The organism is Chryseobacterium flavum (assembly GCF_003385595.1).
Taxonomy (GTDB): Bacteria; Bacteroidota; Bacteroidia; order Flavobacteriales; family Weeksellaceae; genus Chryseobacterium; species Chryseobacterium flavum.
Map to the genome: position 1 here is coordinate 1 of NZ_QNUE01000006.1, position 25,330 is coordinate 25,330.

Annotated in this window: 26 protein-coding genes; 14 read left to right on the forward strand and 12 right to left on the reverse strand. The window is 35.7% G+C overall.

What is annotated here, in order from left to right; genetic code table 11:
- Window positions 1-134 precede the first annotated feature (134 nt).
- The 3 genes from DRF59_RS08640 to DRF59_RS08650 form a co-directional block, all read right to left on the reverse strand.
- Entirely contained in the window at window positions 135-767 is a 633-nt protein-coding gene (locus tag DRF59_RS08640) for a trimeric intracellular cation channel family protein (protein WP_115958778.1), read from the reverse strand.
- 99 nt (window positions 768-866) lie between these two features.
- A complete protein-coding gene (gene coaD / locus DRF59_RS08645) occupies window positions 867-1,331 on the reverse strand; it encodes a pantetheine-phosphate adenylyltransferase (protein WP_115958780.1) in 465 nt (154 codons plus the stop codon).
- A gap of 85 nt (window positions 1,332-1,416) precedes the next feature.
- Window positions 1,417-2,406, reverse strand: a complete 990-nt coding sequence (locus tag DRF59_RS08650; RefSeq protein WP_115959262.1) for a D-alanine--D-alanine ligase — start codon at window positions 2,404-2,406, stop codon at window positions 1,417-1,419.
- Window positions 2,407-2,561: 155 nt separating this feature from the next.
- Here DRF59_RS08650 and DRF59_RS08655 point away from each other — a divergent pair, with 155 nt between their 5' ends.
- From DRF59_RS08655 to murI, 6 genes are all read left to right on the forward strand, one after another.
- Complete coding sequence (locus DRF59_RS08655; protein ID WP_115959264.1) at window positions 2,562-3,638, forward strand: PASTA domain-containing protein; 1,077 nt, start codon at window positions 2,562-2,564, stop codon at window positions 3,636-3,638.
- Window positions 3,639-3,710: 72 nt separating this feature from the next.
- Window positions 3,711-4,784, forward strand: a complete 1,074-nt coding sequence (locus DRF59_RS08660) for an RluA family pseudouridine synthase (RefSeq protein ID WP_185144909.1) — start codon at window positions 3,711-3,713, stop codon at window positions 4,782-4,784.
- A 51-nt stretch (window positions 4,785-4,835) separates the two neighbouring features.
- Window positions 4,836-5,786 (forward strand): PorP/SprF family type IX secretion system membrane protein, encoded by a 951-nt coding sequence (locus DRF59_RS08665; RefSeq protein ID WP_115958782.1) that lies wholly within the window; start codon window positions 4,836-4,838, stop codon window positions 5,784-5,786.
- Between the two features lie 50 nt (window positions 5,787-5,836).
- Window positions 5,837-6,961, forward strand: coding sequence for a radical SAM family heme chaperone HemW (gene hemW / locus DRF59_RS08670; RefSeq protein ID WP_115958784.1), 1,125 nt, complete (start codon window positions 5,837-5,839; stop codon window positions 6,959-6,961).
- A gap of 50 nt (window positions 6,962-7,011) precedes the next feature.
- Window positions 7,012-8,598 (forward strand): DUF4139 domain-containing protein, encoded by a 1,587-nt coding sequence (locus DRF59_RS08675; RefSeq protein ID WP_115958786.1) that lies wholly within the window; start codon window positions 7,012-7,014, stop codon window positions 8,596-8,598.
- A 45-nt stretch (window positions 8,599-8,643) separates the two neighbouring features.
- A complete protein-coding gene (murI, locus tag DRF59_RS08680; RefSeq protein ID WP_115958790.1) occupies window positions 8,644-9,474 on the forward strand; it encodes a glutamate racemase in 831 nt (276 codons plus the stop codon).
- A gap of 51 nt (window positions 9,475-9,525) precedes the next feature.
- On the opposite strand, the gene DRF59_RS08685 is transcribed toward murI, so the two are convergent.
- Window positions 9,526-10,125 (reverse strand): nitroreductase family protein, encoded by a 600-nt coding sequence (locus DRF59_RS08685; protein WP_115958792.1) that lies wholly within the window; start codon window positions 10,123-10,125, stop codon window positions 9,526-9,528.
- Window positions 10,126-10,210: 85 nt separating this feature from the next.
- Here DRF59_RS08685 and DRF59_RS08690 point away from each other — a divergent pair, with 85 nt between their 5' ends.
- Window positions 10,211-10,558: a winged helix-turn-helix transcriptional regulator gene (locus DRF59_RS08690; RefSeq protein ID WP_115958794.1), complete on the forward strand. Its 348-nt coding sequence runs from the start codon at window positions 10,211-10,213 to the stop codon at window positions 10,556-10,558.
- Here DRF59_RS08690 and DRF59_RS08695 read toward each other — a convergent pair.
- The 5 genes from DRF59_RS08695 to DRF59_RS08715 all read right to left on the reverse strand — a co-directional run bounded on the left by DRF59_RS08695 (window position 10,555) and on the right by DRF59_RS08715 (window position 13,502).
- A complete protein-coding gene (locus DRF59_RS08695; RefSeq protein ID WP_115958796.1) occupies window positions 10,555-11,130 on the reverse strand; it encodes an RsmD family RNA methyltransferase in 576 nt (191 codons plus the stop codon). The two genes, DRF59_RS08690 and DRF59_RS08695, sit on opposite strands and share 4 nt — an antisense overlap.
- A 99-nt stretch (window positions 11,131-11,229) precedes the next feature.
- A complete protein-coding gene (locus DRF59_RS08700; protein WP_115958798.1) occupies window positions 11,230-11,946 on the reverse strand; it encodes a DUF3822 family protein in 717 nt (238 codons plus the stop codon).
- 18 nt (window positions 11,947-11,964) lie between these two features.
- Window positions 11,965-12,459, reverse strand: a complete 495-nt coding sequence (locus DRF59_RS08705; protein WP_115958800.1) for a Smr/MutS family protein — start codon at window positions 12,457-12,459, stop codon at window positions 11,965-11,967.
- Between the two features lie 96 nt (window positions 12,460-12,555).
- Window positions 12,556-13,053 carry a metallophosphoesterase family protein gene (locus DRF59_RS08710; RefSeq protein WP_115958802.1) on the reverse strand — a complete coding sequence of 166 codons (498 nt, stop codon included), beginning with the start codon at window positions 13,051-13,053 and terminating at the stop codon, window positions 12,556-12,558.
- The gene (locus DRF59_RS08715) at window positions 13,053-13,502 is read right to left on the reverse strand and encodes a hypothetical protein (RefSeq protein ID WP_115958804.1); all 450 of its coding nucleotides are present in this window, start codon (window positions 13,500-13,502) and stop codon (window positions 13,053-13,055) included. The genes DRF59_RS08710 and DRF59_RS08715 overlap by 1 nt, the downstream gene beginning before the upstream one ends.
- A gap of 73 nt (window positions 13,503-13,575) precedes the next feature.
- On the opposite strand from DRF59_RS08715, the gene DRF59_RS08720 reads away from it, so the two are divergent.
- Window positions 13,576-15,120 (forward strand): serine hydrolase, encoded by a 1,545-nt coding sequence (locus DRF59_RS08720; RefSeq protein WP_115958806.1) that lies wholly within the window; start codon window positions 13,576-13,578, stop codon window positions 15,118-15,120.
- Window positions 15,121-15,319: 199 nt separating this feature from the next.
- On the opposite strand, the gene DRF59_RS08725 is transcribed toward DRF59_RS08720, so the two are convergent.
- Together DRF59_RS08725 and DRF59_RS08730 are read right to left on the reverse strand one after the other, a co-directional pair.
- A complete protein-coding gene (locus DRF59_RS08725; RefSeq protein WP_115958808.1) occupies window positions 15,320-16,213 on the reverse strand; it encodes an archaemetzincin in 894 nt (297 codons plus the stop codon).
- The gene (locus DRF59_RS08730; RefSeq protein ID WP_115958810.1) at window positions 16,194-16,670 is read right to left on the reverse strand and encodes a SixA phosphatase family protein; all 477 of its coding nucleotides are present in this window, start codon (window positions 16,668-16,670) and stop codon (window positions 16,194-16,196) included. The genes DRF59_RS08725 and DRF59_RS08730 overlap by 20 nt, the downstream gene beginning before the upstream one ends.
- A 114-nt stretch (window positions 16,671-16,784) precedes the next feature.
- Here DRF59_RS08730 and ruvX point away from each other — a divergent pair, with 114 nt between their 5' ends.
- The 5 genes from ruvX (at window position 16,785) to DRF59_RS08755 (ending at window position 20,334) form a co-directional block, all read left to right on the forward strand.
- Window positions 16,785-17,201: a Holliday junction resolvase RuvX gene (ruvX, locus tag DRF59_RS08735; RefSeq protein ID WP_115958812.1), complete on the forward strand. Its 417-nt coding sequence runs from the start codon at window positions 16,785-16,787 to the stop codon at window positions 17,199-17,201.
- Window positions 17,198-17,770 (forward strand): peptide deformylase, encoded by a 573-nt coding sequence (gene def / locus DRF59_RS08740; protein ID WP_115958814.1) that lies wholly within the window; start codon window positions 17,198-17,200, stop codon window positions 17,768-17,770. The genes ruvX and def overlap by 4 nt, the downstream gene beginning before the upstream one ends.
- 75 nt (window positions 17,771-17,845) lie before the next feature.
- On the forward strand, window positions 17,846-18,403 hold the full coding sequence (locus DRF59_RS08745) for a DUF5606 family protein (protein WP_115958816.1): 558 nt from the start codon (window positions 17,846-17,848) through the stop codon (window positions 18,401-18,403).
- 234 nt (window positions 18,404-18,637) lie between these two features.
- Window positions 18,638-19,402 (forward strand): nucleoside triphosphate pyrophosphohydrolase, encoded by a 765-nt coding sequence (gene mazG / locus DRF59_RS08750; protein ID WP_115958818.1) that lies wholly within the window; start codon window positions 18,638-18,640, stop codon window positions 19,400-19,402.
- 53 nt (window positions 19,403-19,455) lie between these two features.
- A complete protein-coding gene (locus DRF59_RS08755) occupies window positions 19,456-20,334 on the forward strand; it encodes a hypothetical protein (protein ID WP_115958820.1) in 879 nt (292 codons plus the stop codon).
- Between the two features lie 73 nt (window positions 20,335-20,407).
- Here DRF59_RS08755 and DRF59_RS08760 read toward each other — a convergent pair whose 3' ends face one another.
- A complete protein-coding gene (locus DRF59_RS08760) occupies window positions 20,408-24,124 on the reverse strand; it encodes a metallophosphoesterase (RefSeq protein WP_115958822.1) in 3,717 nt (1,238 codons plus the stop codon).
- 26 nt (window positions 24,125-24,150) lie between these two features.
- Between DRF59_RS08760 and DRF59_RS08765 the strand changes: the two genes are divergently transcribed.
- Complete coding sequence (locus DRF59_RS08765) at window positions 24,151-25,314, forward strand: Pycsar system effector family protein (protein ID WP_115958824.1); 1,164 nt, start codon at window positions 24,151-24,153, stop codon at window positions 25,312-25,314.
- The last annotated feature ends 16 nt before the right edge of the window (window positions 25,315-25,330 follow it).

Genomic DNA, 25,330 nt, shown 5'->3' on the forward strand with positions numbered 1-25,330 from the left:
CAAATGCATAACCAGTCACAAATTAAAATGAAAACCTATAAAAACAAAAACCAAAGTAATAGTAAAATTACTCTGGTTTAATTATTTATTTTTGTACTTAAATCTGTATCAGATTTTCAGGACTAGTCAAATAATTACATTTCTGAATTCTGATCATATCCATAAAATTTAGGCATCTGCCAATGGTATTTTACAGCAAAGGTCCGTATGCCAACAATCAGTAAAATGGTAAATATCTGTATAAAGGTATAAGAGAGAGGCGTATATTTAGTCATTAACAGAAATGCTGCACCTCCTACAATACATGCTGTTGCATAGATCTCCTTTCTGAAAATCAAAGGAATTCTGTTAAGCAGTATGTCCCGGATTATACCTCCGAAACAACCTGTGATCGTTCCCAATGCGATACAGATCATAGGATGTATCCCTGCATTTAAGCCTTTCTGGACACCAATAATTGTAAACAGTCCCAATCCGAAGCTGTCAAAAATAAATAAGGTCACCTTAAAGTTCTTTTCAAGAGATTTGAATACCATTGAAAATATACTGGTGATCAGGATTAATGAACACATCAGAAGATCGTGCATCCAGAAAACCGGGATATCCAAAAGCAGATCTCTTACAGTTCCTCCACCTACAGAAGTAACAAATGCAATAATAAGGACTCCAAAAGGATCAAGCCGTTTCTGCATAGCAGCAAAACTTCCTGACATGGAAAAAGATATTGTACCAAGTACTTCTATGGCAAAATTAAACTGTTCGTGCATATATATACATAATAAATGATAATCGATGAGTGATTTTTTGCTTAAGCAAATTCCCAGCCACTTTATCAATTATCATTTATTGCTTATTTATTGTCTTTTCTATTTTTGTACTCTTACTGAGTCCGGTACCATCAGTTCGTATTCTCCGCCGTGGGTAATGACTTCCCTTACAATGCTGCTGCTGATAAAGGATTTTCCTGATGACGTTAATAAAAATACAGTTTCCAGTTTTTTATGAGCTAAAGTTCTGTTGGTATGGGCAATCGCTTTTTCAAATTCAAAATCGGCAGGGTTTCTAAGGCCTCTGATAATGAACTGAGCATTTTTTTCAAAGCAGTAGTCTACCGTTAATCCTTCAAAAGAGTCCACTTCCACGTTAGGAAACTCTGCTACTGAATTTTGAATGAATTCCATTCTTTTTTCAAGAGGGAACATGTATTTCTTTTGGGAATTCTGTCCGATAGCTATAATCAGTTTATCAAATAACGGTGCCGCTCTTTCTATAATATCGTAATGTCCTAGTGTTATAGGATCAAATGATCCGGGGAAAACAGCAATTTTCATGTTGTATAGGGTATGAATTAAGATATAAATAATGAGAGATGTGAAAGCCTGCTTTCCGGTTTCTAACCTCTCATCTCTAATTTTTTTATTTTCTTTTGTTTAAGGCTTTTTCGACCTCATTTCCACAAAGATCAGTAATGGAAATTCCGTAATGTTTTGCCTGCTGCGGAAGAATACTTGCCGGGGAGAATCCGGGGTTTGTATTCATTTCGAGCATGTAAGGGATTCCATCCATTAAAATGTACTCACTTCGTGAAAATCCACTCATTCCTAACGAATTGTACGCTCTTTTGGCAATTTCCTCCACTTTTCTGGTGGTTTCCTCATCAATTCTTGCGGGAGTTATTTCTTCAGAAGCTCCTTCATATTTTGCTTCATAATCGAAAAATTCATTTTTTGATACAATTTCTGTGATTCCCAGTACAATTGTTTCCCCTTTGAAATCAATGACTCCTACAGAAACTTCCATTCCGTTTAAAAAACTTTCAATCAGGATTTCATCATCTTCTTTGAAAGCAATTTCCGTAGCGGCAATAAGACCTGACTTCTCTTTTACTTTTGAAATACCCAGAGAAGACCCGGACTGATTGGGCTTTACAAAAACCGGAAGACCTAATTCTTCTATAATTCCGTCAATGTCGATTGTTTCGCCTTTCCTTAAATAAACGCTTTTAGCAGAAGGGATTCCGTATTTTGACAGAACGGCAAGAGTGTCTTTTTTATTAAAAGTAAGAGCACTCTGGTAAAAATCACAGCCTGTATATTTTTGGCCAATGGCATCCCAATATGCTTGTAAAATGCCATTTTCTCCAGGAGTTCCATGGATAATATTAAAGCAGACATCAAACTTCAGGGTTTCTCCATTTTCTAAATTAACAGAAAAATCTCCCCTGTTGATATTGTACTTTTTATCATTTTCCCCTAAGAAATACCATTCATCTTTCAGGATCACAACTTTATATACATCATAAAGATTTCTGTCTAAAGAATCATAAATCAACTGCCCGCTTTTTAAAGAAACAACATATTCGTCAGAATAGCCTCCCATTACTACGGCAACGCTTTTTTTGTTCATAACCATTATAGTATCAATTAAGGCAAATTTAATCATTTTATGTAATGCAATATGGGAAATCCGGAAATTTTAAAATCAAAAATGAATTGTTAAATAAAAAGCACATTCTAAAATTATTAGTTATATTTGCGGTTCTAATTAAAGTATTTTTTAATATGCTTAAATCACTTTTCAATTGGAAAGTTTTACTGAATTTAGTAATAGCCATCGGCGTTTTTGTGGGCTTGGTATGGCTCACATTTCGTTGGTTGGAATATCATACAAATCATGGTCAGGAGATACCGGTTCCGAATGTTATTAATAAGTCTGTACATGATGCTATTAAAATATTAGATGATACCGGGCTTGAATATGAAGTAGACAGTGCTAATTATGATCCTAAATACAGGCCATTCCAGGTTCTTCAGATTTATCCTTCACCAGGATCCCGAGTAAAAGACGGAAGAACGGTGCGTCTGAGGGTCAATCCAAGAACATGGGCTCAGATTGCTGTACCGGATGTTATCAATAAATATTCGGGATTGGCATTCCAGAGATTGGATCAGGTAGGTCTTAAGATAGGAGATACGATTTATGAGCCAAGCATCCAGAAAGATGCACTTTTAAGAATACTGTATAAAGGAAATGCGGTGAATCCCGGAACGCGATTACCTAGATTCTCTGTCATTGATGTTGTGGTAGGGTCCGGTCCGATGAGAAATATTTCAATTCCTAATGTGGTAGGGCTTTCGGTAAAAGAAGCAAGGGCTGTTATTACAAAAAGTATGTTTGAGGTAGGACTGGTAGAATATGAAGATGGAGGAAAAGATGAATCTGATATTATTTACTATCAGGATCCTGCTGCAGGAGATGTCCGTGACCAGGGGATGCAGATCGATTTATGGGCAAGTAAAAGAACTCCTGCCGAACTACGGGCTAAGGTGGAACAGCTGAATTCAATTTACCGTATGAAGGTGGATACCTCTCTTCCGCCGGTGAGATACGAAGAAGTTCATACTGAACCTGTTTACGAAGCACCGGTAGCGCCTCCGGTTCCTAAGAAAGAAACCCCTAAAGCGGAACCGGCGAAAACTGAGGTCACAACTTCTAAACCTGTTGCCGGTACGGAAAAAGCCAAAGTTTCTTCCAGCAGTCAGCCTGCCGGAAGTACAACTAAACCGGCTGCATCATCCAATACAGGTGGTCAGCAGACTACTCAAAAGCCAAAGGCTAAAAAAGTAGTAGTAGAATAATATTTAACAAGTATAAAATAATACAGGCTTCAACTGCAAAATGTTGAAGCCTTTTGTGTAAAAAATCAAACAATGTCAGAAGATAGCGAAGACTTTTTAGATGAAGAATTACTAGACTCCAACAGTATTGAAAATATTGATATTGATGAAGAGAATAAGGGATTGTATGAGCATCTTAATATTACTGTGGACAGTAAACAGGAGCCATTAAGAATTGATAAGTTCCTTTTGATATACCGGCAGAATTCTTCAAGAAATAAAATTTCACAAACCTGCAGAGCCGGAAACGTTATTGTTAACGGGAACGCTGTAAAGCAAAACTACCGTGTAAAGCCGGGAGATCAGATTTCAGTACTGCTTACGCATCCGCCAAGAGAGAATGTTATCATTCCGCAGGATATACCTGTCAATATAATATATGAAGATGATGATCTGGTTGTGGTTGATAAGGAAGCAGGTATGGTTGTACACCCGGGATTCGGAAACTGGGATGGTACGCTGGTGAATGCTTTGGCTTATCATTTCGAAAAGAACGGGGAAAAATCTGATCTGGACAGGGTAGGTCTTGTGCATAGAATTGATAAGGATACGTCAGGTTTACTGGTGATTGCCAAAAACGAATATGCTTTAAGCTTTCTAGCAAAGCAGTTTTTTAACAGAACAACCAAAAGGCTTTACTGGGCTTTTGTATGGGGAAATCTGCAGGAAGATGAAGGAACGATCCGGGGGCATATAGGAAGACATCCTAAAAACAGAATGCAGATGTCTGTATATGAAGATGGAAGCCAGGGAAAACATGCGGTTACCCATTATAAGGTGCTGGAAAGATTCAAATATATGACCTGGGTAGAGTGTAAACTTGAGACAGGAAGAACCCATCAGATCAGGGCGCACTTCAGACATGTGGGACACACTTTATTTAATGATGAGAGATACGAGGGACACACTCCGTTAAGAGGCGTAAATCTTCCGAAATATAAGCAGTTTATTAAAAATGTATTTGAAATTCTGCCCAGACATGCACTTCATGCACACACCTTAGGATTTATACATCCAACAACAAAAAAGGAATTATATTTTGAGAGCCCAATGCCCAAAGATATGGCGGATGCTGTAAAAAAATGGAGAAATTATTTGGAAAACTAAAAATATATTGAGAATTTTTTTATATTTGTTGAATTGAAATCAAGATTTGTTATGAGAAAACTATATGCTATCGTATGTTTAGCTCTTTTGTCAAATGCATACAAAGCACAAGAATCACTACCATACTATCAGCAATATCTTTTGGATGGTGAGTTCCTGTTCAACCCAGCTCAATACGGAAAAACAGATTACGTACAGCTCAACGCCAATTATCAACAACAATTTTCAAAGTTCAACAATTCTCCGAATGTACAGTCACTAGGGATTAATGCGAACATTTTTGATAGAGTGGGAGCAGGTATTTCTGTATTCAGAGACAGTAACGGGCCGATCTCTGCCGGAGGTATTACAGCGGGTGCTTCATATTTTATTCCATTAAGCAGCGAAGGAGACAGAAAGGATCAGTTTTCTTTCGGTACAAGTGTTAACTTCTATAACATGAACTTTGATTACTCAAAAATCAATACTGAAGAGGGGGGAGACCCATTATTGAGAGGAGAAGAAAGTAATATCTTTATGGTGTATGCCAACTTCGGTCTTGCCGCTACTTACAGAGGCCTTTTCGGAGGAGTTTCAGTAAATGATATCGCATTAAGTAATGACGAATCTATCGTAAACAATTACGAGCCATCACCTATTAAATTCTTCCTTAACTTAGGATACAACTGGAACATTGCTGATAATATTACTTTAGCACCATCAGCATTAATTAACTTAAATACAAATTCTACGAGAATGGTTGACTGGAACCTGATGGCAACTTTCTCTAATGATATCAATGCTTTCTCTTTCGGAGTAAGCTACAGAACGGTTCAAAACAGATTCGATAATCAGGATCTGAGTATTTCTCCAATTGTTAAAGTAAGATTTAACAAATTCATGATTGGTGCAACATACAATCTTGGATTATCTGATATTCAGAGTTATGGAGGAAACAGCTTTATGATCGGTCTTGGTTATAACTTCGATAACTTTATTAATGTTAGAGGATTTAGATATTAATCAATTTAATTTAAATAAATTTGAGCTCTGAATTTTTCAGAGCTTTTTTTATGATATATATTCACATTCCTTTCTGTAAACAGAAGTGCAGTTATTGTAACTTTCATTTTTCAACATCCCTGAATTTTAAGGATGAAATGCTCCATGCAATGAAAACTGAAATATTTCTACGGAAAGATGAATTGCAAAATAAGACTTTGAAATCATTATATTTTGGAGGCGGAACCCCATCTATTCTTTCAGTTGATGAAATTAATTCTTTAATTGATGAGATTCTGAAATACTTTAGTTTTGGAAATGATATTGAAATCACATTGGAAGCAAATCCGGATGATCTTAATAAGCAGTTTTTAAAACAGCTGGCAGGGACTCCGGTTAATCGCTTATCAATAGGAACTCAGAGCTTTTTTGAAGAAGATTTAAAACTGATGAACCGGGCACACAATGCATCTGAAGCGGAAAGCTCTGTTAAGAGGGCCCAGGATTTTGGGTTTGAGAACCTTAGTATTGATTTGATCTATGGGTCTCCAACCTCTAATCTTGAGATCTGGAAAGAAAATCTGAAGAAAACAGTTGAACTTGAAATTCCCCATATCTCATCATATGCCTTGACCGTTGAACCCAAAACGACATTGGAAAACTGGATTTCAAAAGGAAAGATTAAAAGCCCGAAAGAAGAGGAACAGAACAGAGAATTTTACTATATGTCAGCCTTTTTAAAAGATAATGGTTTTGAGCATTATGAAGTTTCCAATTTTGCCAGACCCGGATTTTATTCCAGACATAATTCTGCTTATTGGAAGTATCAGGAATATCTTGGAATAGGCCCATCGGCTCATTCCTACAATGGGTTTGATGTCAGAAGCTGGAATGTTGCCAATAATCAGCAGTATATTAAAAAGCTTGCTGCCAAAAATCTTGCCAAGAGCGAGGAAATCCTTTCTCAGGAGGATCAGTTTAATGAAATGATTATGATTGGGTTACGTACTATATGGGGAGTAGATCTGTTGACTTTAAAAAGAAAATTTTCAGGTAAAATCCAGGACCATTTTCAGGAAGAAATAAAATCCAAAATAAAAGAAGGAGTTTTGATTATAGAAAACGAGCATTTAAAAATTCCCGAGGAACATTGGTTTATGGCAGACGGAATTGCTTCTGATTTATTTATAGTATAACATTTATTAATGTATATTTGAAATTAGCTTTAAATATATACTAATAAACCATGAAGAAGACTCTATTGCTATTTTCTCTTTTTTCAACTGTACTTTATTTTTCCCAAAAACCAATTTTTGTAAAAGCAAAAGTTACTGCTATAAATGTTTACCGTAATTCGGCAGAACTCCAAAATCTGGTAAATATTTCACTTCCATCCGGAGTTTCTGAGGTGATTATTACCAATATATCTGATGATATTGTTGAAAAATCCATACAGATTGATACCAATAATAAAAATATTTCAATTCTTTCAGCGCAGTATAGTGACAGCTTTCCTTCTAAATATGCTGACCATCTTAATCCTGCAGAAAAAAAGGTTAAAGATAGTATCAGTATTTTGGAAAATATTATCACCAAAATTAATATTGAACGCCAGACCAATGAAAAAACACTTGAGCTGCTGGATAAGAACCAGGCTCTTTTAGTAGGAAGTAATACTTCCAGTGTAGCACAGCTTATGCAGCTTACTGATTATTATAAAACAAAAAGAAGTGAGATCAGTATTGCACAGCTGGATATTAATAAAAAATATGCGGAGGCAGTATTAAGGCTTGACAATTTTAAAAAACGACTTAAAGCAAATGCAGTTTCAGAAGAAACATATTCTGATGGGGTTTTTGTCCTGAAGATAATGAGTAATGGTGCTGTAAATGCAAAAATGAATCTTGGATATCTTGCTAAGAATGTTTCCTGGGAGCCTTTTTATGAAATTAAAGGAAGTAAATTGACTGAGCCATTGGATATCACATTTAAGGCAAAAATAACACAGGATACCGGACTTGACTGGAAAGGGGTCAAACTTTCTTTGATTAACGGACAATCGTCAAGAAATAATAATGCTCCTGTCATGAAACCCTGGTTTCTGAATTCTTTTAAAAATGAGGAAAGGCCTTCTTCTGTTCGTAAAAAAGACACCATCTCTGCAGAAAAACAGATTGAAGAAGTTGTTATGATAGGATATGGGTTTAAGATTATTGAGAATCAATTGAACATAAGCTTTGATGTGGATATTCCATATGATATAATGTCTAACGATGAAGGTCATTTTATTAATCTGAAACAAATAAAAATTCCGGCGGAATATAAGTATGTTACAGTTCCCAGGCAGACTACCAATGCTTATCTGATGGCGCGTATCAAAGACTTTAGTAAGTATAATCTTATTTCAGGACCGGCCAGTGTAATCTTTGAAAATATGTATGTAGGAGAGACACGGATAAATCCTGATCAAACTCAGGATTTATTAAACATTACCCTGGGTGACGATAAAAGAATAAGTGTACGTAAGGAAATTATTAATGACAAGGCAGGTGAAAAGTTTTTTTCTTCTTATCAGGAAAAAACATTTTCTTATGATCTTATAGTAAGGAACAATAAGAAAGAGACGATTAATATTGAGGTAAAGGATCTGATTCCTATAAGTAAAGATGAATCTGTAAAAGTTGAACTTATTCAAAGTGACCATGCAGAATTTGACAAAGAAAAAGGGTTTTTGATCTGGGATGTCAAAATTTCACCATCTGAAACCAGAAAGTTCAGAGTAAGTTACAAAGTGAGATTTCCAAAAGATTATTCCATTGATAATCTTAATTAATTACAATGCAATTCACTATTTTTGTATAAAATTTCAGTTCACAATTTGAAAACTAAAAAGCAAGATTATTCGCATCTTTCACCCAGTCAGCCGATTGGTATTTTTGATAGCGGAGTAGGAGGACTTACAGTTGCCAAAGAAATTAAAAGACTCCTTCCTAATGAAGACCTTATTTACTTTGGAGATACCAAGCACCTTCCTTATGGAGAAAAATCCAGGGAAGCAATTATTGAATATTCTACAAAGATTACTAATTTTTTACTGGCGCAGAATTGTAAGGCAATAGTGATTGCCTGTAATACAGCTACAGCAAATGCACTAAACGAGGTAATGCATTCCGTTGCGGGTAAAGTTCCGGTAATAGATGTTATTAACCCTGTAGCAGAAAAAGTTTCATATGAAATTCATAATAATGTGGGGGTGATTGCAACGAAGGCTACTGTGAATTCAGGTCTTTATAAAAAAAGTATCAGAAAACATAATAAATGGATTAAGGTGGATGAGCTGGCAACCCCTTTGCTGGTTCCTGCTATTGAAGAAGGATTTAAGAATCATCCGATTACTCATGCTATTATTTACAATTACCTGAGTAATAATAAACTTAAGAATATTGAGACATTGATTCTTGGCTGTACGCATTATCCACTCTTAATTGATGAGATCAAACAATATTACGGAAACAGGGTTCGGGTTATTGACTCGCCAAATATTGTAGCCAACCATCTGAAGATTATCCTGGATAAGTATCATCTTTTAAATGATAATAATCCTAACCCTAATTATCATTTTTATCTTTCAGATCTTACCAAAAACTTTGAGAAAATCTCTAAAAAGTTTTTTGGAAAAACCATTGATCTGGAATTAAAAGTACTATAATAAAAAAGCTGTCTTAATAAGGCAGCTTTTTTGTTTTCCCAAACATGATTTTTATATCTCAAGGATCACATTTTGATTTTTCAGCCTTCTTTTCGGCGTTATTGATGGTTGGTTAGCATCAGTTTCAGCCCTTATACCTATAGCGACGGCAAACAGGGTTTCATAAGACTTATTTTTCAGGATCCCATCATATTTCAGAGTGTCAATACCCTCCATAGGAGTCGAATCAATGCCTATTGCTGCACATGCAGAAAGTAAAACCCCTAATGACAGGTATACCTGATGCTCCAGCCAGGATTTAACAGCGTTCTCACCTTTAGGCTTTACCATGGAACGGTAATAATTTACTGCGCCTTCAGGAAGGTTTTCTTCAATTTGTTTTTCGAAGTCATCCGGATTTTTTAATACCTGAAATACAATTAAAAGATGACTATCCAAAACTTTTTCCTTGTTAAAATAAGATGCGTCTGCAAGTTTTTCTTTTACTGCAGGATCAGTAATAAAGATGAAATTCCATGGCTGGCTGTTAATGGATGAAGGACTCAGATTCAGGATTTCCTTCAACTCATTGATTTGCTCTTCACTGATTTTTCCTTGCGGGTTATACTGTTTTACGGTATACCGTGTTTTCATTTTTTCTAAAAAACTCATAATTTTATACTATCATTTTTATAGTTACAAAATTAATTTAAGTTTATTACCTTTGCAATAACGGTAAAAAATGATAGTATAAAAAATGTATACAGTAGATAATAAATCATATCCTTGCTGCACCAGTGTAACCATGAGATTTATAGGAGGGAAATGGAAAGCGGTTATTTTGCATCATTTAATTGATGGTGCAAAAAGATATAATGAATTAAAGAAATCTATTCCTACCATTACAGAAAGAACCCTCAGTCTGCAGTTAAAGCAGCTGGAAGATGATAATATCATTGACAGGAAAGTATTTACAGAGAAACCACCTTTAATAGTGGAATATACTTTAACGGATTTTGGAAAGACATTGCTGCCTGTTTTACAGGCCATTACCAAATGGGGGGAAGAGGCTCCCGCCAACTCAAAAAAAATAATCAGGAATTAGAGTTCCTGATTATCATTTTCTTTATTGGGTTCAAAAAAACTGAAACTTACATTTCCGTATTTTCGGGTATCTGCCAGATTAGGATGATCCAGTTTCATACGGCTCTGATGTTCCACAATAAGAACTCCGTTTTCTTTTAAATATTTATTATTAAGGACCAGAGAGATTAACTCGTAATATTTTTTCTCTTCCATTTCAAAAGGCGCATCGGAAAAAACTATTTCAAAAGCTTTTTTATTTCTGAATTTTTTTAGCCAGTCAAATACATCACCTCGCTGTACATTGATCTGAAGTGCCATGTCCAGATCAGATGCAGTGGAATTAATAAATGCTGTATGTTTAGGATTCATTTCTACCGAAGTTATATCCTGACATCCTCTGGAAGCAAATTCTAATGAAATAGAGCCTATTCCTGCAAACAGATCAAGTACGGAAACAGACTGCATGTCATATTTGTTTTCCAGAATACTGAATAAGGCTTCTTTAGCAAAATCAGTAGTTGGTCTTACCTCGAAGTTTTTAGGAGCTGCAATTTTTTTGGCTTTCCATTTGCCTGATATGATTCTGAACATATTTTTAGGGTTTAGGGGTAAGGTATTGGAGATTAGGAATTAAAAAATATGTAATTGTTATTTTTTAAAAGGCTGAGCCTTTATTCCTAAGCCTTATCCTTAGTTAAGTATAAAATTCTTGTTAGGAATATTGTCAAAAACAATTTTCAGATTTTTAACAAATTTCTGGAGTTCTGAAATAAACGTTTCATTTTCTGTTGTTTCGCCATAGGCAAAAAAATTGGTTTCATTGATCCCAAAACCTATCTTGCTTAAGGTAAACATAATAAAATAGAGAAAATCAACCTCAGAATTAACATCCAGGTTATTGTAAAGTATTATTTTTTTCTGATCAATGGCAAAAAATTCACATTGATTGTGATACAGGTTAATATGAATTTCCTTATTCCCTTTATTATTAAGAGCAGTTAAAAACTTTTCTCCCGAGAAATTAAAATGTGCGGGAATTGCAAGTTCCTTTATTTTTTTATAGTAATGTTTTGGAAAAGTATAATAGAACTGTATATTAAACTTTTTGTTAATTGAAAGCATAAGCTCTTCATTCTCTTTATCAGCCGGAGCATTAAAGGCAATCAGATCAAAGCCTGCTTCATGCTCAGAGAATCCCTCCGGCATCAGGGTAAAATGATTGAGTGCAGAAATTACCTGAATTTCATCAAAACGCTGCCTGATAAGAACTTCATCAAGTTTTTCCTCAATGAGGTTTTCCGGTGTTTCTTCTGTAACGAAATAAGACTTTTCCTCCAGAATGCTTTTATTCTTAACAATCTGATAGATTAATCCGTCTTTGGTAAAAAGTAAATTAAGTACGTTCATATTTCAATTCCTGCAAATTTAGTGAAATTCTACCATTACCGCACCTGATTGATGGTGAAGTATTTCCTTATTATAAAAATCAATGTTAATCTGGCTCTCCAGAACATCCCGGACCATTCTCTGCAAAGTTCCGTCCCCAATACCATGAACGATCTCAAGTCTTTTTAAATTATTTTTTCTACAGAACTCCAACACTTCTATTAATTTTTCCTTTTGAATAAACAGCCTTTCAAAACTGTCATAATCTTCGGGGTTCTTTACTAAATTATGAAAATGCAGATCCAGAACCAAATGATTTTTCTGATGTTTTTTGGAAACAATTTTTTGGGGTTCGGCTTTTTTTATCACTCTGATATTTTCATAAAGATCAGCATCCTTAAAGACCAGTTTTTCTCTTGCATATTGATGTGTAAAGCCATATTCGTCTTTGAAAACCACAATATTTCCCCTTACGGAAGTTACAACTCCGCTTAAATCTTCATCAACTACAGAAACTGTATCCCCGATTTTCATAATTTAATCTGCTTTTTGTGTAATGTATAACATAAACAGTTGTTTGTCAATTACATACAATGTCTTTTAAAATTCTGCCAATTCCATTTCATACTTTCAGACTCTTGGTCCTAATTCTATAATCTCCAGATCTTTTATTTCTTCACCGTCCACTACAAATCGCATCATGGTCCTTACTTTATGCCATCCCTGTTTTCCACAAGCACCGGGGTTGAGGTGTAAAAGACTGTTTTTGTCATCGTACATCGCCTTCAGGATATGGGAATGCCCGGATATGAATAATCTGGGAGCTTTACGGGTAATCTCAGTCTTAGCTAACGAAGTATATTTTCCAGGATACCCCCCGATATGAATCATTAAAACTTCAAGACCTTCACAGAGGAACCGGTTTACTTCCGGAAATTCTGCACGGATTCTGGCATCATCTATATTTCCATATACTCCTTTCAGTGGATTGATTTTTTCAAGCTGCTCAATAACATTCATACTCCCGAAATCTCCGCAATGCCAGATCTCGTCAGCCTGGGCAGCATACTCAAGAATTCGTTCATCTATATAAGAATGAGAATCGGAAAGAAGAAGAATCTTTGTCATTATCTTAAGGTTCTGGCTGTGATATTTTCATCATACTTTTCCTTAAAAATAACGATACGGTCAGGATTTAATTCACCATTCCGGTTAATAACCCTTTCTTTTAACAGCCATTTAATAATCTTTTCCATAGCTTTCTTTGAATTCATAAAATTCGAGACTTTTCCAAGATCAGTAGATTCCACTTTTATTTTTTCTGTCAGAAAATTAAGAATAAAGAAGTCATCATTTACATAGCTCGGTGTTTCATTATCCATATATTTATAAAGCAACACTTCCTCATCATCTTTTACTGAGAAAAATGAGTATTGAGCAAGACTGATTTTTTCAGCTTTCAGAATCTGTTTTCCATCCAGTAAAACCTTGTCATCTTTAATAACCACTTCCTGGGAGAAATACAAATTACAGTTTATGATAAGTAAGAATAAAACTAATAATCTGTTTATTGCCATTTTTTATGCTTTTAAATTGCAAATATAAAGAAGCTTTGAGGTTATTTACTAAATTTGGGAAAATTAAAAATCAATGAAGCAGAAACTGTCTTTTTTTATTTTTCTTTTCAGTATAGGGTTGGCAAATGCCCAGATAGAAGAAAAAAAATTGGATGAATTGATCCAAAATACCCTGAAAACCTTTGATGTTCCCGGAATGTCCGTGGGAATTGTGAAGGATGGAAAAGTAACCTACTCCAAGGGTTTCGGTGTACGCTCCCTGGCAACCAGACAACCTATGGATGATAACACGCTGGTAGGAATAGCTTCCAACTCCAAAGGGTTTACCTGTGTGGCATTGGCGATCTTAGCTGACGAAGGAAAGCTGGATTGGGATGATAAAGTAACCAGATATATCCCTGAGTTTCAAATGTATGATCCTTATGTTTCTCAGAATGTAACAATAAAAGACCTGATCACCCACAGAGCAGGATTAGGATTGGGGCAGGGAGACCTGATGTTTTTTCCGGAAGGGGGCAGTTTAACAGTAAATGATATTGTACATAATGTCCGGTATCTGAAACCTGAGAATCCTTTCAGAACAACATTGGATTATAATAACATCATGTTTATTGTTGCAGGAGAGGTGATCCACAGGGTTTCAGGATTGAGCTGGGCTGAATTTATTGAGCAGAGAATTATGAAACCTGTAGGAATGACTTCCAGTTTTGGAAGCTATAGCAGGGCTAAAGGAAACCCCAATAAAATAGATGCCCATGCTCCGGTAGATGGAAAAGCAGTCACAGTTCCTCATGACTGGAACGAGACCGCTAATGCAGCAGGAGGAATCATGAGTAATATCAAAGATATGACAACCTGGGCCGAATGTCTTTTGAATAATTTCACGACCAGAGATGGAAAAAAACTGGTATCTGATAAAAATGCCCGGCAACTATGGAGTCTGCAGATTCCTGATAAGGTAGCTGCAAAGAATCCGTATGATACAAGTTTTTACGGATATGGCCTGGGATGGTTTCTGAGTGATGTAAAAGGTCATAAACAGGTACAGCATACAGGCGGATTAATCGGAACTGTGACACAGTTTACACTAATCCCGGATCTTAAACTGGGGATTGTGGTTCTCACAAACCAGCAATCGGGAGCTGCATTCAATACAATTACTAATACGGTTAAAGATTCTTATCTTGGAGTTGCAGACAGAAACTGGCTGAAAACTTATAGTGAGAGAATGTCTAAAATAGAAGAAGATTATAATAAACAGAAAAAAGCAGCATTTGCAAGATCTGATGCATTTAAAAAAGAAAAAAATCTTCATCCGAAAGCTGAGCAATTTACAGGAACCTACAATGATGCCTGGTTTGGTGATGTAGATATAGTGCAACAGGGAGCTGGATATAGAATTTCATGCAAGAATTCCCCGAGACTGAAGGGGGAACTGCTTCCTTACTCCAACAATTCTTTTATCATCAAATGGGATGATAGAAGTTATGACGCAGATGCTTATATTATTTTCAGTTATGACGAGAATGGAAAAGCTGTGGCTGCAAAATTGAAACCTGTTTCTGATGTTACGGACTTCAGCTTTGATTTTGATGATCTGGATCTGAAGAAGAAATAAAATTGAAATCATAAGATGTTTTATAGAGAACGGCCCCAGGCCGTTCTTTTTTCTTTAACATAAATGGCGCTAATTGGTTCACAAATAATGCGGATTCTAATCAAAAATGGCTTTAGCCGAATCTAATCCCCCCAAAAAAATAAATTTTTTGCCACCTCTCCGGAGGAGGGAATATGCAGCCGATAAAATATATCTTAGTTTACTGAAGAAGGTTCAGATCTTGCTGTGCTAAGGAAAACTCAGTGTTGAGATGCTGTTCTTCAAAGAAATCTTTCAGCTCATGAAGTCTTTTTTTGTTATCATAATGGATACTTGAATTGAGTTTTCTCTGGCAGAGTGAGCAGGCTCTGGCAAGATGATAATCCGTTTCCGATAATGAATTGGTTCCGTTCATCACGCAGTTGGCATTCAGACAATGGCTGATTCCAAACATGTGCCCGATCTCGTGTGAACTGATTTTTATTAATCTTAAAAGACTTTTGTTAAAATTAGAATCTGTTAATTGGCCGTCTGCAAATCGGTATATAGAGGTTACTCCCACACCATCCTTATATGACGCCAGTCCGAATACATAATTCCATTCCGGTAGTGGAAAAAGGTCTTTCTCCGTAATACCCATTAATACAATAGCATCTTTAGGTTTTCTTTTAATCAGAATACTGTCCAGTACATATCCCGCAAGAACCTGTTCCTGTCCTTCCTTTGAAATTCTTTTAACTTTTTCAGGGAAAATAGTGTTGGATAAAACAGAAAGAACCTTTGTTTCCAGCTGAAAATAGGTTTTTAAATAGTGTTGGATAAGTATTATTTCTTTTTTCTGAAGTTTATCAAACTGCCCGATGGGCTGAAGATAAATGGTGCCCTTTCCAGGTACAGGTTTTATCTTTTTTAATTTCTGAAAATCTGCAAATGTCTGGAAATGTTCCTCATGATTATACTGCCAGCTTCCGGGTTTTGGAGAAGAGGAAAGTTTTATATCATTCAGTGCAATAGATTCATAGTAGGTTTTCTTCTGTTTCTGACATGAGAAAAGAAGGATCAATATTGATACATAAAAAAGTAAAGAAGTAAAGTTATATTTTCCCGGGTTCATAAAAGAATAGCAGTTTCTTTTTGGCACCGTCGAACTCTGACCAGGAATCACAGTCTACCTCAAAACCCGCCACTCCGCAGGTGGGGAAATGGAAAATATCCTCAGAAATAGAATTAGCAAAATTGGAAATTCCATTATTGTGGGAGAAGAATGCAACCGAATTCAGGTTGTCATCCAGATCATAAATTACAGATTCAAAGCTTCTTTCTGAAGGATTATACAATTTTTCATCAGTAGCACAGTTCAGTTGATAGGCCTGATTGAAAATCTTGCAGGTATTCAGTGCACGTACCGCAGGGCTGGACACAAAATGATCAATAGAAATATTATTGTTTTTCAGAAATCTGGACATGTTCATAGCATCCTCCAAACCCTTGTCTGCTAAAGGTCTGTCAAAATCCTCCGTTTCTTCCGGCCAGTCACTTTTTGCATGTCTTACGAGGATGAGTTTCTTCATATATTGTTTTTTGGAAGATTAAAATTATAAAAAAAAATATGGAATAAAACATGATTTATATAAAAAAAGTGCGCTATGAATAAAATCATTAAATTTTACTAAATTTGCAGACTTATGGGACAAATCCTTGCAATAGACTATGGAAAGGCACGTTGTGGCATTGCTGTGACGGATGATATGCAGATTATAGCCAGTGGTCTGGATACTGTAGAGACCCGTTTTCTCATGGAATTTTTGAAAAAATATTTCAATGAAAATAAAGTAGATGAAGTAGTGATTGGACTTCCCATTGATTTGAAAGGAAATGTTTCAGAAGTGGAGGACGATATTTTAAAGTTCATAGGAGAATTTCAAAAAGAATTTTCGGATATTGCAGTCCATCGTTTTGATGAAAGGTTTACTTCAAAAATGGCCTCTTTTTTTATTTCTCAGAGTGGGAAAAATAAGAAAAAGAGACAGGAAAAAGGATTAATAGATAAAGTAAGTGCAACAATTATATTGCAGAATTTTTTAGAACAAAAATTAAGATGATTTTACCGATAAGAGCTTTTGGAGATCCTATTTTGAGAAAAGTAGGAAAAGATATAGACAAAGATTATCCAGGTTTGCAGGAACTGATTGATAACATGTTTGAAACAATGTACAGTGCAAATGGCATAGGTCTTGCCGCTCCTCAGATCGGGCTGGATATCCGTTTGTTTGTTATTGATGTGACCCCTCTTGCAGAAGATGAGGATTATGAAGACATTAAAGATGAGCTTGCCGAGTTCAGGAAAGTTTTCATAAATGCCAGAATTCTTGAAGAATCAGGCGAAGAATGGAAGTTTAATGAGGGTTGTCTTTCCATTCCGGATGTAAGAGAAGACGTCAAAAGAAAAGAGACGATCGTTATTGAATATTATGACGAAAATTTTGTAAAACATACAGAAACTTTTTCCGATATTAGAGCCCGCGTAATTCAGCATGAATATGACCACATTGACGGGATCTTATTTACTGATCATCTGAGTGCATTGAAGAAGAAGCTGGTAAAAGGTAAACTGACAAAGATCTCTCAGGGTGACGTAAACATCGGTTACAAAATGAGATTTCCAAAATAAATTAAACAAGGATAAAAAAGAATAATAAAAAGCAAAGGCTGAAAGCTGGTTGCAAAATTTACAAAAAATAAAATTATGCTGTTAGAAAAAATAATTTCAATTTCTGGAAAACCAGGACTTTACAAACTAGTTTCTCAATTAAGAAACGGTTTTATTATTGAAGATGTTACCAATAAGAAGAAGGTAAGCATTGGTAATTCAAGCCAGGTGAGCTTATTGGATAATATTGCAATGTTCACATTTGATAAAGAAGTTCCTTTGTTCGAAGTTTTTGAAAATATTGCTAAGAACAACGATTATAAGGAAACAATTTCTCACAAATCTTCTGATGCAGAACTGAAGGAATTTATGTTGGCTTCACTTCCTAACTATGATACAGAAAGAGTATATTCTTCTGATATCAAAAAATTGGCACAATGGTACAACATTCTTCAGAAAGCAGGATACATTACTCCTGAAAGCTTTGTGAAAGCTGAGCCTGAAACTTTAGAAGGAGAACCGGCTGAAGAAGTAAGCATTGAAAAAGAAGCAAAAAAAACTGCTCCTAAAGCAGAAAAGCCAGCTGCCCCGAAGGTAAAAGCAACTTCAGCAGCAAAATCAGCTCCGAAAAGTACCCATACTAAAAAAGGATAATTCATTTTTTTGAATTTAAATACAGAACCTTGTTGAGAATTTCTTAACAAGGTTTTTTGTTTTAGTTCGGATGGTAAATCAGCTGGGAAAATTCCCGTTAATTTCAATTTTAAGCCCTGATCCTGATGTGATATTTTGGAACTGTATTTATTAACCCCTAATTTTAATCCTTAACGCTTGCCATAGACCCAAAATAACCCTTACATTTGTATAAGATTGAATTTCCCATTACTTATGAATACGAAACAGGAGAAACTAGAGGCCTTCGGAAGATTACTGGATATTATGGATGATTTACGTGAAAAATGTCCGTGGGATCAGAAGCAGACATTACAGTCGCTTCGTCATCTTACCCTTGAAGAAACGTATGAGCTTTCAGATGCGATTTTACAGGACGATTTACAGGAAATAAAAAAAGAGCTGGGAGATGTACTGCTCCATCTGGTTTTTTATGCTAAAATCGGTTCTGAAAAAGGAAGTTTTGATATCGCAGATGTGATTAATTCCCTCAATGAAAAACTGATTTTCCGCCATCCTCATATTTATGGTGATACTGAAGTAAAAAATGAAGAGGAGGTAAAACAGAATTGGGAAAAACTGAAACTGAAAGAAGGGAATAAGTCTATTTTAGGAGGCGTTCCCAAAAGCCTTCCGAGTTTAGTAAAAGCTTACAGAATCCAGGATAAGGTAAAGGGTATTGGTTTTGAATTTCATGATGCAGAAGATGCCTGGAAAAAAGTAGATGAAGAAATTCAGGAATTTCATGCGGAGACAGATCCGCACAGAAAAGAACAGGAACTGGGAGATGTGTTTTTCTCACTGATCAATTATGCCAGAATTACTGGGATTAATCCTGATTCTGCCTTGGAAAGAACCAATCTTAAGTTTATCTCAAGATTTCAAAAGATGGAAGATCTGGCAAATGAGAAAGACTTAAAACTTGCTGATATGACCTTAGAGGAAATGGATGTCCTTTGGGAAAAAGCAAAACAGTCATAGTATTTCAGAACTATTCATAGTTCGTTTCATATAATTAAAAAAGAACAAACAATATGCTTAGATTCCTTATTTTACCTATATCACTTCTATTAAGCTGCAATCCTAAAGCTCAAAACCAACCATCTGATTCCGTAAATGATAAATTACAGACACAGTACTCTTTACCGAAAAAACTGAAAGAAGTTTCAGGGATTACTTTATCCAAAGATAAAAAGATAACCTGGGTAATAGAAGATAAAGGAAATAAAAATTCCATATACGGGCTAAACAGTGAAGGGCAGTTGCTTGCCCAAATACCGATAGAAAATGCAGAAAATACAGATTGGGAGGATATTATTTCTGATGCTCAGGGGAATATTTATATTGGAGATTTTGGGAATAATGATAATAACAGACAGGATCTGGCTATTTTAAAGACGGATCTGAAAGATGTGAAACAAACCACAACAAAAGTAATACAAACTACAAAGTTTCATTATGAGGGACAAACTGAATTTCCACCGAAAAAGTCAAACCTGTTGTACGACTGTGAAGGCTTTGTTGAAATGGATGGGAATTTTTACTTATTCACCAAAAACAGGAGCAAAGGTTTTGACGGGACTTTTCTTGTATTTCAGGTACCCAATAAGGAAGGTGATTTTGAAGCAAAGTTAATTGGAAGATTAAAACTTCAGGGTGGTTATAATGATGCTGCTATTACATCTGCTGCCATCAACAGCACAAAAGATAAAATTGTATTGCTTACCCATAAAAATATTCATGTTCTTACCGGATTTATGGCAGATAATTTCAACTCTGCAAAGATTCAGAAAATTTCGTTGAACCATAACTCCCAGAAGGAAGCAATTGTTTTTTTCAATGATAAAACTTTGCTTATCGCTGATGAAAAAGGAAAAGACGAAGGAGGAAATGTATATCAGTTGGCTTTTTAAAAATTAATCACTGATCATTATATAAACAAAAAACCACAGATGACCTGTGGTTTTTTGCTTATATAGTTAACAATTAGAATTTCATTCCTATTCCTGCAGAAATTCTGCCTCCATCTGATCCGTAGAAATAATTAAGCCTTGCAGACATCATTTCTACAATGCTCAGCCAGACTCCGGCACCTGCCGATTGATGCCACTTTCTGGAGTTTTCATGATCACTCCATACTCTTCCGATATCGTAGCCTATAAGAATTCCCATATTGGCAGGAACAATATTATTTCGTATTCTTCCAAAATCCCATCTTATTTCTGAATTGTTGGTAAAATAGGACCGGCCGGAAAACCTGTCGTTCCTGAAAGCCCTCATTCCGTTATTTCCCCCAATGGCTGCAGCCTGATAGAATTCAAAATTATTATTATTAATCCACATGACATTACTTGAATTGGCAAAAACGAAAATTCCTTTTTTATCAATCCGGTGATCAATAGCAAGCATGCCTTTCAGGGTAAGGAAATTTTTGTTGAAGTCTGAAAGTGTGGCCTTCCAGTCGGCATTCAGCATAAATTCCATGCCAAGAGTGGGGAATGCTGTATTGTCTGAGTTTTTATAGCTGAATGTATAATTTGCCCCTGCGAATTGCTGGCTGTTGAATACTTCAGGTCTTACATCCGGAGATTCACTGACAAACCTTCCTTCCTTCCTTTGCACCTTATTATCTTCAAAAGTAAGCTGAACCTGATGGCTGAGGTTCATCCAGCTTTTCTTTGAAACAGACGGTGCAAAGTAGAATTTGGAAATCCTTGCCCTGTTGTATTCTCTTTCTGTATTTTCTTTATCATATTTACTTTCATTGGAAAGTCCGAAGAAATTTTGTGAAAACCTTGGGGTGGTATACGCTGCATCCAGATTAAAATCCCATCCTGAAATGGCTTTTTTGAAAATCCCTTTGTACGCAAGGCTAAAGCCGGCTGTTGCAGTGTAGAAATTAGCTTTAAGGCTATGTCTTTGGGTATACGGATCACGAATAAAATTATTAACAGTATAATTTGCCAATACCCCCACAATTACTCCATCATCAGGATTATAGTCTAGGTTCGGATAACCTGCAACAGAATTGTATTTAGGATGCTTATAATTATAAGTGTTGATATTATAATCATCTGTTATATTTTTTGTCGCATTACCGGCATTGTAGGTGTTCTTTTGGGATTTAAAATCATAAATCTTTACTTTCCTTCCATCTGCCACATTATATATGTCATGATTATATCCCCCTACCAGTCTGATATTTGTTTTAGGGTTTCCTGATCCTGTTACCTCATAAATATCATCATCTTCCAGTCCATAGAGCCACAATTCTTTTGTTTTTGAATCATCATAGCTTTTTTCAAATACCAGTTCATTTTTATCTTTGTTTTTTCCCAGATCATATTGTTGAACCAGTATGGAATGTTTATTCTTTGTGATGACAAATTTATCGGGGTTTACAGTTCCTGCTAAAGGTACCTTCTTCTGAAGTACGTCATAATACTGAACGGCATAGCTCTGTAATTTTGTTTTTCTTATTTTTAATTTTCTCTGAATATCGGCAATGGTCTCATCCTGTACTTCTTTTGGGAGGTTTTGAAAAGCATCATCAATATCAGTATCAGTTAAATGTTCCTGAATATATCTGGCCTGGGTTTCCCATTCTTCCTGACTAGATCCTTTTAGAAAAATAAGATCCAAAGGGTAGGGCTCCATGTTCAGCCACTTTACACTATTGATATCTTCCGTGAATGTTTTCATATGGCGTATAGCGGGAACATTCATAATAAGTCTGAACGCGGCACCATCATATTTACTGAAAGCCTGGTCTCTGTCCTTAGGAATGGGTTTATAAATTACCTTGTTTCCTTCTTCATATACGGCCCATTTCCACTGATCTGAGTGTCTGTCCCAGTCACCGATCAGCATATCAAATATTCTGGCTCTTATATAAGATCCTTTATCAATGGAGTATTTGTAACTTTTGTTCAGGTTTTTCAGCACATCATCCGTTGAAACGATGTCTTTGGCATTATTCAGTGCAGCCAGTGTTTTGGCATCAGAAGAAAAGCGTTCTTCAATCATATACATTTCGTCTCCGTAGTCCAGATTATACCTTCCAAGAGCTTGCTGTTTAGGGATGTAATATAATTTTGGATTACTGTGGAAAATACCTAGTTTGTCAGCCATATTCCCAACTGAAAATGGAGTAAACGGATGATTGGTAGTATAAAAGTCCAATAAGAACTTTTCAGGAAAAGTATTGGTAAGTTCTTCTCCAAATGTACTTTTTTTAAAGGCCATATTATTAAGGAAACGGATGGCACTTTTTTTCACTCCCCGCATGACAAATTCCTGGCCATCTTTTGATTGCAGCCTTAAGCTGTTGGACTGGTTTCCACCTCCTTCCCGGAAAGGGACAAAACCGCCATTCAATTCTGAAAGGTTGGCAGTAGGAGCTTCAACAGGAATCCCGTAATACTTTCTGTAGTGCTCTCCCCAAAGCCACTTGTAGAATTTACCTTTTTGGGTTAGTTCTACCGGATAAATACTTGAAGAGAATGTTGAAGGAAAAGAATTGGGAAAATTATTAACAAATACATCAGGTTTAGAAATGACTGATATATGGGTTAACTTTTGAATCCGGGCATCTTTTGTCGAAAAGAATTCCACATCTGTGCTCTGGTCATTTCGTATGTTTAAAACTGCAAATCCACTGCCTCCATAAGAAAAGTCCGTTTGTTCAGCAATGGTAGACGGATCTGTTTTAGAACCTGCACCACTAATAATCTGCCTTATATTTCCCTCTTCATGGTATTGAAGATTGTGATCATGTCCGGAGATAAAGACAATATTTTCCTTATCCTGAACGATACTTTTCAGCCGGTTGGCCAGATCAGCATAATGTTGGTTGTTAAGATCTGCCGGACTGGCCCCTGAAGAGCTTCTCAGAATATTAACAAAGCTGGCAATAATGGGAACCGGTACTTTGCTGTTAAAAGGATATAGATGGGATTTTAGAGAATTATAACCGGCATGGGTACCGCTGCTAATTACAGGGTGATGCAGTGCAACAATAATTCTTTTACCCTGATTTTTAATAATAAGATCTTTAAATTCCGTGAAAAAATCTTCACGGGTTTTAATATTACAATTTTTATTGATTCCCGGATGATGGTCCCAGTTTGAAATCACCCATTCTGTATCAATAGCAATTAGCTTAATATCTTTGGTTACATTGATATCATCAATAGGACAGCCATTTTTAGGAAGAAACGGTTTTTTATCATTAAAATAACTTTTTATGAAGTCTTCCTGTGCTTTCAGGCCTTCCAGTCCGTTGTACCAGTCATGATTTCCCGGAATCACAAGAGTTTTTCCCTTAAAATTCTTAGTGATTGCAAGCTGCCCTTCTAATTTCTGCTTAGCAAGAGCATAATCTTTTGCGGTCTCTTTAGGCATACCGTTAGGATAGATGTTGTCTCCAAGAAAGATCAGCATAGAATTACTATCTGCAGAATCCAGTTTACTTTTAAGCAAATCCAGTGTTTTCTGTGCCTGAGGCTCATCTGCATTTCCAGCATCACCAATCAGGAAAAGTTTAAAGTCATTTTCTGATTTTATATCGGAATCTTTTACTTCAAATAAGTTTTTGCCCTTTTGTACGTTATATGTTGCACAGGAATAAAGTGCTCCTGCGGATAATACTGTTCTCAGAACAATAGAAGTTTTTTTTAGATGAGTTTTAAAGGATAAATTCATAAATTTACATTAACAAAAATTCAGGAATGAGCATTCTAGACAAAGCTAAAAATTATGTTGAAATCTTATTCAAAGATAAGTTATCTTCAGTATATTTTTATCATAATTTTATTCATACTGCCTATACGGTGAATAAGGCAGAAGAAATCATGAAGAACACCCCTGTTTCTGATGATGATCAGGAAAAGGTATTGCTAGCTCTCTGGTTTCATGATACCGGATACATAGAATGTGCCATGAATCATGAGGAGAGAGGAGTGGAGATTATGAAGAGTTTTCTGATTCAGGAAAATTATTCTGAGAATTATATCAGGGATGTTGAAAAGCTTATTCTTGCGACGAAGATTACTCATGAACCGGATAATCTGTTGGAAAAAATCGTAAAAGATGCCGACTTCAGCCATTTTGCAGGCCATGATTATAATGATATTTCTGATGCATTAAGAAAAGAATGGGAGCTGACTAATGTAAGATGTTTTTCCAATGATGAATGGAATGCCGGAAATCTGGATATGCTTAAAAATAAGCATACTTTTTATACGGAATATGCGAAAGAAAACTGGGAACCTCTAAAAAAGAAGAATATTAAGAAAATTGAAAAGAAGCTAAGTAAAGAAGAAGACAAAAAAGAGGGGATTGAAGGTAAGAAAGAAAAAGAGAAGTCAGACAGAAGTGTTGATACCTTATTCAGGGTAACGCTTAACAACCATACCAGACTGAGTGATATTGCAGACAGTAAAGCCAATATTTTGTTATCAGTTAACGCTGTGATTATTTCGGTTTGTCTTTCCGTACTTGTTCCCAAGCTGGATACTCCGAAGAATGCCCATCTGATCCTTCCGAGTTTTATTCTATTGTTGTCCAGTGTACTGACGATTATCTTTGCGATATTGTCTACCAAACCAAATGTTACCAAAACAACCTTCACTGATCAGGATATTGTCAACAGAAAAGTAAATCTGCTCTTTTTTGGAAACTTTCATCAAATGCTGTTTGATGATTATCATAATGCCATGAAAGATCTGATCAAAGACAGAGATTATATTTATGATTCTATGGTAAAAGACCTTTATTATCTCGGAAAGGTTCTTGATCGGAAATATAAACTTTTATCTATTACTTATAAGGTCTTTATGGCTGGGATCATTATTTCCGTGCTGTCCTTTGGATTTGCTTTTCTGAGTCTTTAATTAAAAAGTACAATAA